The organism is Humibacter antri (assembly GCF_054777235.1).
Genome location: NZ_BAAHAW010000019.1, coordinates 346728 through 363033 on the forward strand (window position 1 = coordinate 346728; position 16306 = coordinate 363033).

Annotated in this window: 16 protein-coding genes; 9 read left to right on the forward strand and 7 right to left on the reverse strand. The window is 69.0% G+C overall.

Features of this window, described 5'->3' with window-relative positions; all coding sequences use genetic code 11:
• Positions 1-16: 16 nt before the first annotated feature.
• Entirely contained in the window at positions 17-232 is a 216-nt protein-coding gene (locus ACYVDK_RS07970; protein WP_460520426.1) for a hypothetical protein, read from the forward strand.
• A gap of 56 nt (positions 233-288) precedes the next feature.
• Here ACYVDK_RS07970 and ACYVDK_RS07975 read toward each other — a convergent pair whose 3' ends face one another.
• Entirely contained in the window at positions 289-669 is a 381-nt protein-coding gene (locus ACYVDK_RS07975) for a hypothetical protein (protein WP_460520428.1), read from the reverse strand.
• Positions 670-1062: 393 nt separating this feature from the next.
• Positions 1063-1860, reverse strand: coding sequence for an oxygenase MpaB family protein (locus tag ACYVDK_RS07980; RefSeq protein WP_460520430.1), 798 nt, complete (start codon positions 1858-1860; stop codon positions 1063-1065).
• Positions 1861-2222: 362 nt separating this feature from the next.
• Between ACYVDK_RS07980 and sucC the strand changes: the two genes are divergently transcribed.
• Together sucC and sucD are read left to right on the forward strand one after the other, a co-directional pair.
• Positions 2223-3386, forward strand: a complete 1164-nt coding sequence (gene sucC / locus ACYVDK_RS07985; protein ID WP_460520432.1) for a succinate--CoA ligase subunit beta — start codon at positions 2223-2225, stop codon at positions 3384-3386.
• 43 nt (positions 3387-3429) lie between these two features.
• Positions 3430-4338 (forward strand): succinate--CoA ligase subunit alpha, encoded by a 909-nt coding sequence (sucD, locus tag ACYVDK_RS07990; RefSeq protein WP_460520434.1) that lies wholly within the window; start codon positions 3430-3432, stop codon positions 4336-4338.
• A gap of 119 nt (positions 4339-4457) precedes the next feature.
• On the opposite strand, the gene ACYVDK_RS07995 is transcribed toward sucD, so the two are convergent.
• Positions 4458-4898, reverse strand: coding sequence for a MarR family winged helix-turn-helix transcriptional regulator (locus ACYVDK_RS07995; protein ID WP_460520436.1), 441 nt, complete (start codon positions 4896-4898; stop codon positions 4458-4460).
• A 106-nt stretch (positions 4899-5004) separates the two neighbouring features.
• Here ACYVDK_RS07995 and ACYVDK_RS08000 point away from each other — a divergent pair, with 106 nt between their 5' ends.
• Entirely contained in the window at positions 5005-5904 is a 900-nt protein-coding gene (locus ACYVDK_RS08000) for an alpha/beta hydrolase (protein ID WP_460520438.1), read from the forward strand.
• 142 nt (positions 5905-6046) lie between these two features.
• Positions 6047-6577 carry a hydrolase gene (locus ACYVDK_RS08005; protein ID WP_460520440.1) on the forward strand — a complete coding sequence of 177 codons (531 nt, stop codon included), beginning with the start codon at positions 6047-6049 and terminating at the stop codon, positions 6575-6577.
• Here the strand turns inward: ACYVDK_RS08005 and ACYVDK_RS08010 are convergent.
• Together ACYVDK_RS08010 and ACYVDK_RS08015 are read right to left on the reverse strand one after the other, a co-directional pair.
• A complete protein-coding gene (locus ACYVDK_RS08010) occupies positions 6541-7014 on the reverse strand; it encodes a nucleotidyltransferase family protein (RefSeq protein WP_460520442.1) in 474 nt (157 codons plus the stop codon). The genes ACYVDK_RS08005 and ACYVDK_RS08010 overlap by 37 nt on opposite strands.
• Positions 7015-7191: 177 nt before the next feature.
• Entirely contained in the window at positions 7192-7686 is a 495-nt protein-coding gene (locus tag ACYVDK_RS08015) for an HIT family protein (protein WP_460520444.1), read from the reverse strand.
• Positions 7687-7842: 156 nt separating this feature from the next.
• On the opposite strand from ACYVDK_RS08015, the gene ACYVDK_RS08020 reads away from it, so the two are divergent.
• From ACYVDK_RS08020 to purH, 4 genes are all read left to right on the forward strand, one after another.
• On the forward strand, positions 7843-9546 hold the full coding sequence (locus ACYVDK_RS08020; RefSeq protein WP_460520446.1) for a hypothetical protein: 1704 nt from the start codon (positions 7843-7845) through the stop codon (positions 9544-9546).
• Between the two features lie 145 nt (positions 9547-9691).
• Complete coding sequence (locus tag ACYVDK_RS08025) at positions 9692-11599, forward strand: cell division protein PerM (RefSeq protein WP_460520448.1); 1908 nt, start codon at positions 9692-9694, stop codon at positions 11597-11599.
• A 171-nt stretch (positions 11600-11770) separates the two neighbouring features.
• Positions 11771-12367, forward strand: a complete 597-nt coding sequence (gene purN / locus ACYVDK_RS08030; RefSeq protein WP_460520450.1) for a phosphoribosylglycinamide formyltransferase — start codon at positions 11771-11773, stop codon at positions 12365-12367.
• A complete protein-coding gene (gene purH, locus ACYVDK_RS08035) occupies positions 12364-13965 on the forward strand; it encodes a bifunctional phosphoribosylaminoimidazolecarboxamide formyltransferase/inosine monophosphate cyclohydrolase (RefSeq protein WP_460520452.1) in 1602 nt (533 codons plus the stop codon). The genes purN and purH overlap by 4 nt, the downstream gene beginning before the upstream one ends.
• Positions 13966-15102: 1137 nt before the next feature.
• Here purH and ACYVDK_RS08040 read toward each other — a convergent pair.
• Together ACYVDK_RS08040 and ACYVDK_RS08045 are read right to left on the reverse strand one after the other, a co-directional pair.
• On the reverse strand, positions 15103-15771 hold the full coding sequence (locus ACYVDK_RS08040; protein WP_460520454.1) for a hypothetical protein: 669 nt from the start codon (positions 15769-15771) through the stop codon (positions 15103-15105).
• 9 nt (positions 15772-15780) lie between these two features.
• The gene (locus tag ACYVDK_RS08045; RefSeq protein ID WP_460520456.1) at positions 15781-16305 is read right to left on the reverse strand and encodes a hypothetical protein; all 525 of its coding nucleotides are present in this window, start codon (positions 16303-16305) and stop codon (positions 15781-15783) included.
• Position 16306: the final 1 nt, after the last annotated feature.

Below are 16306 nucleotides of genomic sequence, written 5' to 3' on the forward strand. Positions count from 1 at the left end.
GTCGCACCATGGACACATGACGCGAGACGAGCAGTTCATCATCGAGAATGCGGGTGCCGGCGACGACCTGGACCTGCTGCTCGCGACACACCGTTGCGCCGACTGCGCTGCCGACGCCATTGTCGAAGTGGAAGGCGACGACGGCGTCACGCTCTGGCTGTGCGCGGACTGTGCCGGCGAGCGAGACGCGGAGGGGCCGGCGCTCGCGGAGCATCACGCTCGCGCGGCGTGACGGGCAACAGGGTGTGATGGGCAGCACGGCGTGCACCGCACCGGTCGGCTGTGCGTTCAGCCCTCAGCGGTGTTCGTGAGCACTCCGGCCGCCAGCAGGGTGTTGTAGAGCGCCACCGATGTCTGCCCGAACGCGGTGTCGATCTTGTTCAGTCCCCAGATGCCGCCTTTGAAGAAGCCGATCGCGAGGTTCTTGTCGAGGCGCGCGACGAGCTGCCCGGTGGCATCTACGAAGAACTGCACGCCGAACGTGACCTGGAAGTCGTCGCCGGCCAGCGCGCCCACGAACATCGTCGTGGTCAGGTTGCCGCGTCGTGCATACCAGTTGCCGTCTGGTTGCACCTCGACGACAAGGCCCTGCGAGTTGAGGGCATCCGCCACCAGATGCTTGGCGGCTTCGTGATCACCTGCGATGAAGCAGTCGAAGTAGGAGGACACCGATCGCCTTTCCCCAGACGCCGTCGCTCGGTGGCGGCCGTCTCGTCGGCCACAGCATAGGGCAGCGTTGCACTCGCGCCCGAGTCGCCGGTCGGACCGGTGGCGCCGGTAGCCGCACATGGTCGGTAGATGATGCGGCGCACTGCGTGGTCGGAGAACGGTGCTCGGCGCGGGGAACGGTGCTCGGCGTGGGGAACGGTGCTCGGCGCGGGGAACGGTGCTCGGCGTGGGGAACGGTGCTCGGCGTGGGGAACGGTGCTCGGCGTGGGGAACGGTGATCGGCGCGGGGAACGGTGCTCGGCGCGGGGAACGGTGATCGGCGTGGGGAACGGTGCTCGGCGTGGAGAACGGTGCTCGGCGCGGAGAGCCGGGCGCGAGGCGGTGGGCTCGAGCTCAAGCGCCTGCGCGCAGGCGGCGCAGCAGCCGATCACGCACGACGTGCCGCACGCGAAGGGGCAGGCGCGGGTAGATCGCGGCGATGAGCGACATCATCCGTTCGTACCTGCGGCGATTGCGATCGGTGAGCATCAGCCCGTACGGGTGCCGCAACGTCTCGGGCAGCAGCGCCACGGTCGCGAGGCGTGCCCACGGCATGACGAGCCGCATCCACAGCGGAGCGTGCTCGGCGCGCAGCAGCTCGCGACTGACGTTGCGGGCGGCGGGCAGAACCGTGAGCCGTTCCACGGCGTCATTCCAGTACGCGTCGAAAGCAGCGCGGTTCGCGGGCCACGCCTGCGGCGGCAGCTGCAGCGACGTGCCGACCGCCGCGAACTCGCCGTAGAAGCGGTCGGCGGATGCCGCATCCAGTGTCCCGAAGACCCGCTCATGTACGCGCGCCGCCGTCCAGTAGAGCGTCGCGGTCACCCAGAGCTGCAGGTCGGGGTCGAAAGCCGAATACGCGGGCGTCTCCGAATCGGCCGGTCCGTGCACGGGCGCGTGTGCCTGGCCGACAGCGCGGCGCACCGTGCGGATGTCTTCCTCGGTTCCGCAAGCGACCGCGGTCACATAGGTGAGCGTGCCGATGAGCCGGTCGTAGGGACGCGACGCGAAGTCGCTGTGCTCGGCGACCCCTCGCCCGACAGACGGATGCGCGAGCTGCAGAAGGATGGCGCAGCCGCCGCCGGCGAGCATGACCCACTCGCCACCGACATCCGCGAGCCCCTTCGGCTGCGAAGAGCGGGCCCGTGTCATGAGGTCACGGTAGCTGGCGCGGCTGGACGAAGTCGCGCGCGGGGTCCGTGCATTTCTCAGGAGCGGAGCGAACGTAGCCGCATCACTACGGGGTTCGGCGCCCGAGCTGACAGCTGCAGTCCTGAGAAATGCGCGGTTCGGGCGCGGCGGGAACCCGGATGGCGCTCGGGTAGGCTGTCGGTGGCAATTTATCTCGGCGTCGAGCTATCTGACTGAAGTGCCCATCAGCCGTCGTCGACGATCTGTATCACCGACAAGAGGTCATCGACCGAAAGTCACCGACCGAAGGTCACGGACACAGCGTCGCACGAGCATCCGGCCCGCACCGATCGCCATTTCACGAGCACACGGATTGGGAAGCAGTGGATCTTTACGAGTATCAGGCACGTGACCTGTTCGAGAAATACGGGGTCCCGGTGCTGCCGGGCATCATCGCGGACACCCCCGAAGAGGTGCGCGCGGCGGCTGAGAAGCTGGGCGGCGTGACCGTCGTCAAGGCACAGGTCAAGGTCGGTGGGCGCGGCAAGGCCGGCGGCGTCAAGGTCGCCAAGACTCCGGATGACGCGGAGGCCGCGGCCAAGGCGATCCTGGGTCTCGACATCAAGGGTCACGTGGTTCGACGTGTCATGGTCGCAGGCGGGGCGAACATCGCCCGCGAGTTCTACTTCTCGGTGCTGCTCGACCGGGCCAACCGCTCCTATCTGTCGCTTGCCAGCGTCGAAGGCGGCATGGAGATCGAACAGCTCGCAGTGGAGAAGCCCGAGGCGCTCGCTCGCATCGAGGTCGACCCGCTGACCGGCATCGACGAGGCGAAGGCGAAGCACATCGCCAAGGCCGGCGGGTTCCCCGACGACCTCGTCGAGAAGGTCGCGCCGGTCCTGGTGAAGCTCTACGACGTGTACAAGGGCGAGGACGCGACGCTCGTCGAGGTCAACCCGCTCGTGCTCACCGGCGAGGGCGACATCATCGCGCTCGACGGCAAGGTGACACTCGACGCCAACGCCGATTTCCGTCACCCCGAGCACGAAGCGCTCGAAGACAAGGCTGCGGCCGATCCGCTGGAGGCCAAGGCCAAGGAACACGGCCTCAACTACGTCAAGCTCGACGGCCAGGTCGGCATCATCGGCAACGGCGCGGGGCTCGTGATGAGCACCCTCGATGTCGTGGCCTACGCCGGCGAGAACCACGGCGGCGTGAAGCCCGCGAACTTCCTCGACATCGGAGGCGGGGCATCCGCTTCGGTGATGGCTGCCGGACTGGATGTCATCCTGAACGACCCTCAGGTCAAGAGCGTCTTCGTGAACGTGTTCGGCGGCATCACCGCCTGCGACGCGGTCGCCAACGGCATCGTCGGTGCGCTGGACATCCTCGGATCCGAGGCGTCGAAGCCACTCGTCGTTCGGCTGGACGGCAACAACGTCGTCGAGGGGCGTCGCATCCTGAACGACTACAACCACCCGCTCGTCACGCTCGCCGAGACCATGGACCAGGGCGCCGACAAGGCCGCCGAGCTGGCTTCCGCCTGATCCCCCGCCGATTGAGCTTGTCGAAATCAAGGACTGAATAACTATGTCGATCTTCCTCAACAAGGACTCCAAGGTCATCGTCCAGGGCATCACCGGCGGCGAGGGCACCAAGCACACGGCGCTCATGCTGAAGGCCGGCACCCAGGTCGTCGGCGGCGTGAACGCGCGCAAGGCAGGCACCTCCGTCTCGCACACCGCGGCCGACGGCTCCGCGGTGGAGCTTCCCGTCTTCGGCACGGTCGTCGAGGCCATCGAGAAGACCGGAGCGGATGTCTCGATCGTCTTCGTTCCGCCGGCATTCGCGAAGGACGCGATGCTCGAGGCCATCGAAGCCGAGATTCCGCTGCTCGTGGTGATCACCGAGGGAATCCCGGTGCAGGACAGCGCCGAGGCCTGGGCGGAGGCGAAGTCGAAGGGCAACAAGACCCGCATCATCGGACCGAACTGCCCCGGTATCATCACGCCGGGGGAGTCGCTCGCGGGCATCACCCCGGCGACCATCGCGGGCAAGGGCAACATCGGCCTGGTCTCGAAGTCGGGCACGCTGACGTATCAGATGATGTACGAGCTGCGGGATCTGGGCTTCTCGACCGCCATCGGCATCGGCGGCGACCCGGTCATCGGCACGACGCACATCGATGCGCTCGCCGCGTTCGAGGCTGACCCCGAGACGAAGGCGATCGTGATGATCGGCGAGATCGGCGGCGACGCGGAGGAGCGCGCGGCCGACTTCATCAAGGCGAACGTCACCAAGCCGGTCGTCGGCTACGTCGCCGGGTTCACCGCCCCGGAGGGCAAGACCATGGGCCACGCCGGCGCTATCGTGTCCGGTTCCGCCGGCACCGCCCAGGCGAAGAAGGAGGCGCTGGAGGCCGCCGGAGTCCGTGTGGGCAAGACGCCGAGCGAGACCGCTCAGCTGCTGCGCGAGGTGATCGCGCGGGTCGGCGCGTAACCGTCAGCGCGTAAGCACAGTCGAAACAACGGATGCCGCGGGCCGAAGGGCTCGCGGCATCCGTCATTTGTGCGCAGCCTGCGTCGGACGGCTGATCGTTCGGTGCGGCCGCTGGTCGCCTACGACTGCCGATCGCCGCGCAGGCCCGTGCGCAGCTTCTCGAGGAGTCCGTGCAGTTGCGCCCTCTCCGCACTCGTGAGCGCGCCCGAGACGAGGTCGGTGACGGATGCCTCGAACGTCGGCATCGCGGTCGCGAGGAGTTCCTTGCCTGCAGCCGTGAGCGTCAGCCATGACGAGCGACGATCGCCCGGGTTCGGCACGCGCGTCAGCCAGCCGGCCTCGACGTAGCGGTCGACGATCTTGCTCGCCGTTCCGACTCGGAGCTCGAGTGCGCGCACGAGATCATCGACGCGCGCGTTCTCGGTACGGTCGATCATGCTCAGCACATTGACGGTGCCGACCGTCACGCCGTGCGCGGCCTTGATGCGCTCATCCACCTGGTTGTAGATCGTGATCTCAGCACGTACGAGGTCGTCGAAGAAGTCGATGCCGGCGTCCATGATCCTCCTAAATATTCCGAGGAATATATTTCATGTACTCTGGTTGTGAACATAGATTCCCGGGAATGAATCCAGGGATGATCATGACACAGACAGGGAGAAACCCATGAGCACGTCCCAGCTCGAGGCGATCGTCGCACAACTGCGCGCATTCCCCTTCGACCTGAATCAGACCGTCGACGAGCACCGCCGATGGTTCGAGACGTTCGCCAGCGAGCCGGTGCCCGCAGGCACGGCCGTCGAAGAGGTGAAGCTCGGCGGTCGGCCCGCGCTCCGGCTGATGCCGGAACCCGCCGTCGCCGGCACGCTGCTCTACCTTCATGGCGGCGGCTACGTGGTCGGCTCGCATCGCACCGGCGCCGGGCTCGCGGGTCGTATCGCCGAGCGGGCGGGGCTGACGGCGTACAGCCTGGACTACCGGCTGGCACCCGAGCATCCGTTCCCGGCGGCGGTCGACGACGGGCTCGCCGCCTATCGGGAGCTGATCCAGTGCGGTGTCGATCCGGCCGCCCTTGTGGTCGCCGGCGACTCTGCTGGGGGTGGTCTCGCGATCTCGACCCTTGTCGCGGCCCGCGATGCAGGGCTGCCGATGCCGGCCGCCGCGATCGCGTTCTCGCCGCTCACCGACCAGACCCACTCGGGGCGGAGCATGCACGAGCTCGTCGGGATCGACCCGCTGTTCACGCCGGAGGCGCTCGACTGGTACGGCCCGAAGTACCTCGGCTCGGCCGCCCCCGCAGCACCGCTGGCGAGCCCGCTCTTCGCCGAACTCTCGGGGCTGCCGCCGTTGCTCATTCAGGTCGGTGGCCACGAAATCCTGCTCGACGACTCGGTCGAGCTGGCTCGTGCCGCCGCGCTCGCCGACGTCGAGGTGTCCCTCGAGATCGGGGCCGGTCTGCCGCACGTGTTTCAGAAGCGAGCGGGCGAACTCGACGAGGCCGATGCGGCGCTCGATCGGGTCGGGGCCTTCATCCGTGCTCGGCTCGGTGCCGGGGTCCTCGTCTGAGGATTCGTCCGCTCCGCCGCACCGCTGGCCAACTCCTTCAGCGCCTTGGCTGCCGCGGTGTGGTGAGGGCTGTCCTCACGATGCGCGGACACGAGGACGTTCGTGTCGGGCGCGATCGAGTCGAGGGCGGTTGAATCGGATCATGGCGATCACGGCGAAGGAGCTGAGCCGCACTGCCGCGCCGTCGTCCGGGTGGCCGTCTTGGGCGACGAGTGCCCCGTACGTGGCAGCAGCCTTTCCCGGCGCGGATTGTTCTGCGCGGCTCGAGGACGGCGCCAGCTGCCAGCTGTACGCCTACGCGGTTCTGGCTCTGTTCGGACGGCCCGTGCCGTCGCACCGGTCAAGCGAGCTGTGGGACGATCCGTCGTTCGCACACGTCGACCAGGCCGAGTCACGCGACTTCGATCTGGTGTTGTTCAGCGCGGATGGCGCCGCTTGGGGAGCGCACGTGGCTGTGGTGTTCGGCGGCGCCCTGCTCCATCTGTGCGCAGAAGAAGGCAGGCCTGCCCTGTGGACGTGGGAAGACTTCACGTCGAGGGGGCGTTACGCGGCGGTGGCCGGAATCGTGCGTGTTCCCGTTGTGTGCCTACCCGAAGAAGGAGATGTGAAGCAGTTCCTTGGCTGCTCTGCCGTCGATCACAGCAGCATCGCTTCATGGCGTATGTCGTCGTGAAGCCGCGAGGTCAGCCCTCCGTAGGGGGCGAGATCAATTTCGCGACCGAGGATGCGTTCAACGAGTTGTTTGAATCGAACGAACGCGAACGAAGAAGTACCTTCCGGCGCCTCCACGAGAAGGTCGATGTCGGAGTCGGGGCGTGACTGCCCACGTGCGAGTGACCCGAACACGGCGAGTCGCGTATATCCGTTTGCATCGGCGACTGCCTTGAGAATGGGTGCGGCGGCATCCAGCAGCACGTCGGGAGGAACGCGGTCAAGGTCTGGCGAGGATGTCAATTGCTGGCTCACCGCGGACTGGGAGACGCCGAGCGTCTCGGCGATCTGCCGCTGGGTCATGCCTACGGCGCTCATCGCTCGAAGCGCCAGAACGCGACGGAGTCGCGCGACACTCTCCAGGTGCCGGGCGTCGCGATACATGTCGCCAAGGGTCATAAGGCAAGCTCATCATCGGGCTCGGTACTGCTTCCATGACGGCGGCTCAGGGTGCAGCCAGTCAGGCACAAGTTCACTGTCGCTCCCAGTACCTGCAGCCGCCGGACTACTTGCGGCGGGCGTCGGCTGGTCGTCTCGTGACCCCACGCCGCGGCTTCCGATCCGCCTGGCGACGAGTCAGGACGCGGTGATCTGAATCGTGTCGTGCTGCGTGAGCGACCGGAGCTCGCCTGCGATCGCGGCTCGCAGGGCATCCTGTGCGGGGCCGAGCTGCGACGCCGGATCGCGCCAGTTCGCCAGGTCGTACAGCCACACGGGGCGCCAGGCGAGCTCCGGCGGCTCCCACTCGTAGCGCGGCCAGATGTGGGCGTGCACGAAGGCATCCGCATTGCCGAGGATCTCGATGTTGACCCTGCGGAACGCCGGATCGGCACCACGGCAGGCACGCTCGACCGCGGTGGCGAGCAGGTCGGCATCGGCCAGGAACCGCACGCGCTCGGCCCGCGGAAGGTCGGCGAGAGCGGTTGCGCCGGGGTGCTTGCCGAGCAGAACGCAGTAACCGGGGAGGAACTGCACGTCGCCGACGACGGCGTACCCTCCGGCCAATTCGGCCAGCACCGTAGGGTTCTTGCCGCGCGAAGCCGAGCCGATTCGATCTTCACGCCAGTCCATCGGATCGACGTTACCGCGCTCATCCCTTCCGGATGATCCGATCGGCCGCACGCCGAGTACGCGCCGGGCGCGATCGTAGAGTGACCTCGTGGCGGCCGGCGTCCGGATGCGATGGCCGCCGAACGCCGCACCGTCGGCCGCAGCTCGGGGGAAGCCATGGCACGTAAGACGAATCAGCAGCTTCAGGAGGAGCTCGAGCGCGCTCAGGCAGAAGCCGAACGCGCGCGGGAAGAGCTCGAGCGCTCGCGGGCCGCGGCAGAACAAGCCCGTGAGCAGGCATTGCGAGCACGTGAAGACGCGGATGCCGAGCGCGCCCGGGCGGTGGCGGAGATTCAGGGTGCACGTGCCGAGGCGGAATCGGCGCGAGTGCTTGCCGAGGAAGCCGTCGAACGTGCCGAAGCGGAAGCCGCACGGGCCAAGGCCGCCAGTGCCGACGCGGAGCGTGTCGAAGCCGCACAGGCCGAAGCAGCGGCCGCTCGCGCCGACGCCGCATCAGCGCGAGCCGAGGCAGAGGCGGCGCGTGCCAAGGCCGCGGCTGCCGTGGTTGCGGCAGAAGGCGGAGCCGGCGGTGCAGGCGATTCGAAGAGCGCGGCATCCACCGGGCGTAAGAAGCGCGGCTGGGGATGGACGCTGCTGGCGACGGCGCTCGTCGTCATCGCGGCGATCCTCGCGCCGGTGGCCGTGGTCTCCACGTGGGCGCAGCGCGAGCTGACCGACACCGACTACTTCGTGAGCACCTTCGCGCCCTTGGTGACGAAACCCGCCGTGCAGGACCTGGTCGTCAGCCAGAGCGTCGCAGCCATCGAGTCGAACGTCGACATCAAGGGCATCACTTCGGATGTCTTCAAGGGGCTGGACGGACTCGGGCTGCCGCCACGGGCATCCAGCGCCCTGAACTCGCTGCAGGCTCCGCTCGTCGCGGGCATCAAAAGCCTCATCACCTCCACCGTGACGAAGTTCGTGCAATCGGATGCCTTCGCCGACATCTGGAGACAGGCGCTCACCACCACGCATCAACAGTTGCTGGCCACACTCAACGGCGATAAGAACGCGGCCGTCTCGATAGGGCCGAACGGCCAGATCGGGCTCCAGCTGGCTCCCATCATCGAAGCGGTGAAGTCGCGGCTCGTCGACCAGGGATTCGGCTTCGCGAAGAGCATTCCCACGATCGACAAGACGATAGTGATCGCGCAGTCCAGTTCGGTGACCCTGTACATGGGGCTCTACAACCTCGTGGTCGCCGTGGGCATCTGGCTGCCATGGGTGGTGCTCGTGCTGCTGGTGGCGGGAGTGCTCGTGGCGCGCCGTCGCGCGATCGCGCTGGTGTGGGCATCCGTCGCGCTCGGGCTCTCCATGGTGCTGGTGAGCATCGGCATCTCGGTGGGCAGAACCGTGTTCCAGCTGTCGGTCTCCGACGCGATACCGGCGGATGCCGCTGGCACGCTGTACAGCGGCATCCTCGGCTTCGTGCAGTCCATCGTGGTGGTCGTCGCCGTGCTGGCGATCACGGTGCTGGTGATCGCGCTCGTCGGCGGGCCGTTCCGCTGGGCGAGGGCGCTGCGCGGATACGTCTCGTCGGGGTTCGCGGCCGCGCGCCGCGGCGCGGAACGGCACGGCATCACGACGGGACGGGCAGGCGAGTGGATCTACCGGCAGCGCGTTCTGCTGCGAGTGGTGGTGGGACTCGCCGCTGCCGCGGTGGTGCTGTTCCTGCGCCCGCTGACGCCACCGGTCATCGTGTGGACGGCCGTCATCGCGGTCGTCGTCATCGGCGTGCTGGAACTGGTGAGCCGGCCTCCGGCGGACGCGGACGCGACGAGCGGTGGTCGGGGTGACCAGGCGGCATCCGTCTCCGCGTAGCGGCCGCGAGGGTGCAGCCCGGCGACTCGCGCGTGGCGCGTGACGCCGTCTGCGACGAGTCGTTGCCGCGGTATTCGTGAGGGATGCCTGTGCCCTGGCGCGCCCGCCCGTGCGCGCCGCCGGGCGCCGGTAGGGTCGTCAGCGCATGAACCGCATCACCGTCATCCTGCTGGCCGCGCTCGACGCGGTGATCGCCGTCGGCGTGGGCGTGGCGATTCCGCTCGTTCCGCTCACTGTGGCGTGGGGGCTGCAGTTCGGACTCTCGAACGACTGGCTGCCGTTCTGGCATGCAGGTGCCGATATCTGGCTGCTCGGCCACGGCGTCGACGTCACCGTGACGCTGAACCCCGTCGCATCCGCAGTCTTCGGGCTGACCGGCACGAATGTCTTCACCGTGAGCATCGCGGCGCTCGGGTTCGCCCTCCTCACGGTCTTTCTCGGCACACGAACGGGGCGGCGCGCGTGGGCGACCCCGCACCCGTGGACGGCAGCGATCGCCGGCGTCGTGATGTTCGCCGTGCTTTCCGCACTCATCACGCTGAGCGCTCACACCCTGCCGGCCGTTCCGTCGCTTTTGCAGGGCTCGCTGCTGCCGGCCGGGGTGTTCGCGATCGGCATCGGGATCGGCATGGTCGCGGGCCGCATGCGCGAGGCGTCCGGCGCGGCCGAGCGCGGGTCGACGGATGCGCCGCGAGGTGACAGCGCGGCATCGGTTCGTGCTGAGGCGCCAGGCCGATTGCCGTGGCCGGTCGAACGGTGGAGCCCCGCAACGCGCGCGGTGCTCGCAGCCGCCCTCCGGGGCGGAGTGGCCGCATCCGCGCTTCTCGTTGCGGCTTCAGCCGTGCTTCTCGCGCTGCTCATGGCGGTGAATTACGGGCGGATGGTCGGGCTCTACGAGACGTTGCAGCCGGGCGTGCTCGGTGCCATCACCCTCACGCTGGCCCAGCTCGCGCTGCTGCCGAACGCGGTGATCTGGGTGGTGTCATGGGTCGCCGGACCGGGGTTCGCGGTGGGCGCCGGCTCCTCGGTCGACGTGGCGCAGACCGCGCTCGGGCCGCTGCCGAGCGTTCCACTGTTCGGTGCGCTGCCGCAGGGCGACCCGGGCTTCGGTCTCATCGCGGTCATGGTCCCCGTGCTGTGCGGCGCAGCGGCGGGGCTGCTCACCCGGCAGCGCCTCGAGCGAATGCCCGCCCCGCGTGGGAGCGCCCGGTACGAACTGAGCCCGTACCGCAGCGAAAGCCCGTATCGCAGCGAAAGCCCGTATCGCAGCGAAAGCTGGAGCGCGGGGCGCCTGTCGCTCGTCGTGCTCGGAACCGCGGTCGTCTCCGGGGGCGTGCTCGGGCTGCTGGCGTGGTGGGCGTCGGGTGCGATCGGGCCAGGGCGTCTGCAGCAGGCCGGGCCGAACCCGCTCTACGTCGCAGGCGCCGTCGCCGCCGAGGTGCTCGTCGGGGCGGCGATCGGCATCGCCGTGCGCCGGGAGCACGCCGTGGGGATGTCCCGGCCAAGCCTGCGGGAACGCCGGAGCGCTGCGGACCCGCCGTGGGCGGAAGCGCAGAGCAGGACCGGCGCGGGAGCACGAGCCACGGAGCCGAGCGGGAGCGGCGCGGGAACACGAGCCGCAGAGCCTCCTGCCCGGGCGTGGGGTGTGCGTTCGCATGGGACGTCGCAGACGGCGGTCACCGCGCCGATCGACCTGCCGCCGAGGTTCGCGTGGACCGACGGCGAAGCGGATGCGCCGCACGCCGCGGACGATGATGACTGGATCAGCAAGGTTCTGGCCGAGGAGGAGCAGCGGGGTGGTGCGAAACCACCCGGCGAGCCCGTGCCGAGGCGGGGGGACGCCGCGAAGGATGAGCGGCGTGATCCGGTTCGAACCGCGGATGCGACGGAGGCCGCGCCGCGCGCCACGGCGCGAACCGGCTCTGGGCTCGCGCGTCCTTCGGCTCCGCGCGTACCGGCACCGCGTGGTCGTCTGCCGCGCGCCTACCGCGAATCCGAGTTCGCCTCACCGGACTTCTCGCGCCACGAGAACCCCGACGACGACGCTGAATAGTCGAGCGCGCGGCATCCGTACCCGTCGGAGCCGTCGCATGATCGGCCGGAAACCACACGATGCGCCGCATCGAATCGGCACATCTTTCCGGCCGATCATGTGATTTCCGGCCGACCTCGCGACGGTGGCGCGGGGCGCTTGCCGGTGCCCGTGCGCCGGTAGGCTGAAAGGGTGCTGTCGCTCGTCGTGCTGGTCTCCGGCCAGGGATCCAACCTGCGTTCGCTGCTCGAGGCATCCGGTGATGCCGAGTTCCCCGCCCGTGTCGTCGCGGTCGGCAGCGACAGAGACGACGCGGGTGGCCTTCAGGTGGCCGAGGAGTACGGCATACCGACGTTCACCGTCGCGTTCTCGTCGTTCGGCGACCGCGCCGAGTGGGGCGACGCGATGCTCGAGCAGATCACGCAATGGGGCCCTGACCTGGTCATTCTCTCCGGATTCATGCGGCTTTTCCCGCCACGCGTCGTCGACGCTCTGAGCCCGCGGATGGTCAACACGCATCCGGCGTTCCTGCCGGAATTCCCGGGAGCGCATGGGGTGCGCGACGCCCTGAAGGCAGGCGTGAGCCAGACCGGCGCGAGCGTGATCGTGGTCGACAACGGGGTCGACACCGGCCCTATCGTCGCGCGGGAACGCGTGCCCGTTCTGCCTCATGACACCGAGGCGGGCCTGCACGAACGCATCAAGATCGTGGAGCGGCGCCTGCTCATCCAGGCCGTGCTCGACATCGCCAACGGACACATCGACCTGAAGGAACTGGCCACAGCATGAGCGCCGCACACGCCGCCGACCCGAGTCTCTACCGCGAACGCGACGTCATCCCGGTGCGTCGCGCCCTGCTCTCCGTCACCGACAAGACCGGCATCGCCGAGCTGGCCACCGCGCTGAGCGACGCCGGCGTCGAGCTCGTCTCGACCGGCAATACGGCACGCACCATCCGCGACGCGGGGCTCGCGGTGACGGATGTCTCCGAGCTGACCGGCTTTCCGGAGTCGCTGGGTGGGCGTGTCAAGACGCTGCACCCGGCCGTACATGCTGGACTGCTCGCCGATCTGCGCCTCGAAGACCATGAGGAGCAATTGGCCGAGTTGGGCATCCGCCCGTTCGAGCTGGTGATCAGCAACCTCTACCCGTTCGCCGAGACCGTGGCGAGTGGTGCCGAGCCGCACGAGATCGTCGAGCAGATCGACATCGGCGGGCCGGCGATGGTGCGCGCGTCGGCCAAGAACTTCGCGAACGTGGCTGTCGTCGTCTCGCCCGACAGGTACGCCGAAGTGGCGGATGCGATCGCCTCCGGCGGCACGAGCCTCGAGTTGCGCACGCGGCTGGCGCGCGATGCGTTCCGGCACACCGCGGCGTACGACGTGGCGGTGGCGTCGTGGCTCGGCAATGTGCTCGCACCGGACGACGCTGTGGACGACGGAGGCGGGCATCTGCCGGCGTGGGTGGGGGCGACGTGGCAGCGCGAGGCATCCCTGCGGTACGGCGAGAACAGCCACCAGGCGGCTGCGCTGTTCGCCTCGCCCGGCGGCAACGGCATCGCCCAGGCGGAGCAGCTGGGCGGCAAGGAGATGTCGTACAACAACTACGTCGATGCGGATGCCGCGCTTCGCGCCGCGCACGACTTCTCACGCCCTGCGGTGGCGATCATCAAGCACGCGAACCCCTGCGGCATCGCCGTTTCCGACGACATCGCGGACGCCCACCGCAAGGCGCACGAGTGCGACCCCACATCGGCGTTCGGCGGGGTCATCGCCGCGAACCGCACCGTGACGATCGACATGGCGCAGTCCGTGAAGCCGATCTTCACCGAGGTGATCATCGCGCCCGATTACGAGCCGGAGGCGCTGGAGCTGCTGAAGACGAAAAAGGATCTGCGCATCCTGAAGCTGCGCGAGGGGTTCGCGTTGCCGACCACGGAGATCAAGCAGCTCTCCGGCGGGATGCTGATGCAGGATGCCGACCGGCACTTCGCGCCTGTCTCCGAGTGGACGCTGGTCGCCGGCGATGCGGCCGACGAGGCGACCCTGAAAGACCTCGAGTTCGCGTGGACCGCGTGCCGCGCCGTGAAGTCGAACGCGATTCTGCTGGCGTCGGGCGAGGCATCCGTCGGCGTCGGAATGGGACAGGTGAACCGGGTCGACTCATGCGATCTCGCCGTCAAGCGCGCGGGAGATCGTGCCGCCGGATCGGTTGCGGCATCGGATGCCTACTTCCCGTTCCCGGACGGCCCCGAGATCCTCATCCAGGCCGGCGTGAAGGCGATCGTGCAGCCCGGCGGATCGATCCGCGACCAGCTCACGATCGACACCGCGAAGGCGGCGGGCATCACGATGTACCTGACCGGAGAGCGCCACTTCTTCCACTGACGATTGAGGCTCGGTCGAGCACGCTCGCGTGCTCGACCGAGCCGATTGAGTCAGTCGAGCGCGTAGCGCGACTACTGACGTTTGACCTGCCGAGGCGATTGAGTGAGTCGAGCGCGTAGCGCGACTACTGACGTTTGACCTGCCGAGGCGATTGAGTGAGTCGAGCGCGTAGCGCGACTACTGACGTTTGACGTGCCGAGCCGATTGAGTCAGTCGAGCGGCGCAGCCGCGACCGGGCCCACGGTGCGCGCGGCCCGCGGCCCCGCGCACCACACAGCGGTGGGTGGTGCAGCGACGGGAAGGTGCGAGCGGCGCAGCCGCGACTACTGACGACTCGCTCTGTCGAGCCGATGGAGGCAGTCGAGCGCGCAGCGCGATCATTGAAGGTCGTGCGGCGGGTGCTGCCGATATCGGCTGCGACGGCCGAGCGGCCGGGCTGAGCGCACGGGCCGTCAGCCGGCAGGGTCGGGCCGATCGGCAAATCGGAGACACGCCGGTGCTGTCGTTCGAATCAGGCATGTCACGCGGGGGCCGCTCGGCGAGTCTCCGATTTGCGGCTCGCGGCAGGCGCCCGCCGTTCGCGTGCTCATATGAGCACGCTGAGTAGTTCGACGGCGCATGTGGTCGCCCCCTCTTCGGGGGAGCGGCGTACCGGCCGCGGAAAAGCAGGAACCGCGCAAACGCGCGCAACAGCGGGTGTCATGCCGCATACGACGGCGAGCGGCGACCGCGGAAGTGAGAAAAGCCTCATTGCGACGGGGTTCCGTGCGGGTTTACCTTGACCCCTGTCGACCGGCCGGGTCGCGGCGTTTTCGGGGCGCCGTGAACGGAGCGGGCAGTTCGGGGTAGAAGCGTGGCACGGGGCATGCCATCGAGAGCGGATCGGGTCTCCGATACCCGTGTCTCTCTCGCGCGCCCGTGGCGACCCGCGTTCGTCTTCGCCGCAGTGATCGCGGCCTTCACGCTCGCACTCGCGCAGTCCGTGGTGATCGGCGCACCGGCACAGGCGGTCGCCACAGCCGTGCCGAAGACCATCGCCGTGCGGATCTCGGCGCCTGAGGCGCCGGCGGCCGCGCCCACGCAGACATCCGTTCCGGTGCAGGTGCCCGTCGCGGCCCCGACGACGCAGACCTCGGTTCAGACCGTGCAGGTCGACCCGTCACTTCTCGCAGCCTTCCTCGCCGCGCTGGCGCGGGCGCAGCAGCCCGTGACGGCGACGATCACGCGGCCGGCGCAGACCTCGCCGTACGGCTCGAACTGCCATATGACGAACGGCCCGGCACCCACACAGACTCCGACGACCACGACCGACCCGACCACGGGTACCGTGACCAGCTCGTCGTCGACGAGCACCTCCAGCAGCACGCTCGTCTGCGGTCCGGGTACGACAGGCCCGGCGACCGTCGGCGGCTCCACGCAGACCGGCGGGACGACCCCTGGCGGGACCACGGGCACCGGTGGTTCGACGGGTACGGGTGGTACGACGGGCACGGGTGGTACGACGGGTACCGGCGGTACGACGGGCACGGGTGGTACGACGGGTACCGGCGGGACGACGGGTACCGGTGGTTCGACGGGCACGGGTGGTTCGACGGGCACGACGGGTACCGGCGGGATGACGGGCACCGGTGGTTCGACCGGTACCGGCTCGACCGGATCCGGGTCGACAGGGTCGGGAACCGGGGCGACCGGATCGGGTACTGGAACCGGAACCGGAACCGGCGGCTCTTCGACGCCGACCCCCTCATCGACCTCGGCGTCGTCCGACACGTCGAGTTCCGGTCCCAGCGCCGGTGCCGCCGTCATCCACGGCGGTCAGGGATCCTCCTTGGGCACGGCCTTCGTGTTCGATGCCGGAAATGCCGCGAACTCGGGCGCGCAGGCGTCGGGCACGCCCTCCGCCCCTTCGGCCGCGCCGGCGGCTCCGGCCAGTGGCGTATCGACGTCGGCGGGCGCCGGGACGAACCCGTCCTCCGGTGCCGGCTCGAGCACGGCAGCCACGAGCAGCGGGACCACGAGCACAGGGACTTCGAGCAGCGGGACCTCGAGCAGCGGGACCACGAGCACAGGGACCTCGAGTACCGGCACGTCGACAACCGGTTCGGCAACCGGTACCTCGGGCACGGCGCCCTCGGGCACGGCAGCGACGAGCACCGCGCCGTCGGCCACCGGCTCACCGACGTCGGGCGCCGCGGACCCGGCGGCGTCCGGCTCCGCCGCCGCAGGCACCGCCCCGGGCGGAGCGACGACCGGAACCGGGCCGACTTCGGCGGCGGCCGGAACGAACGTCGCCGGTTCGCCGGCTCCGGCCACAGGCACCACGCCGACCGGCGCGAGCACG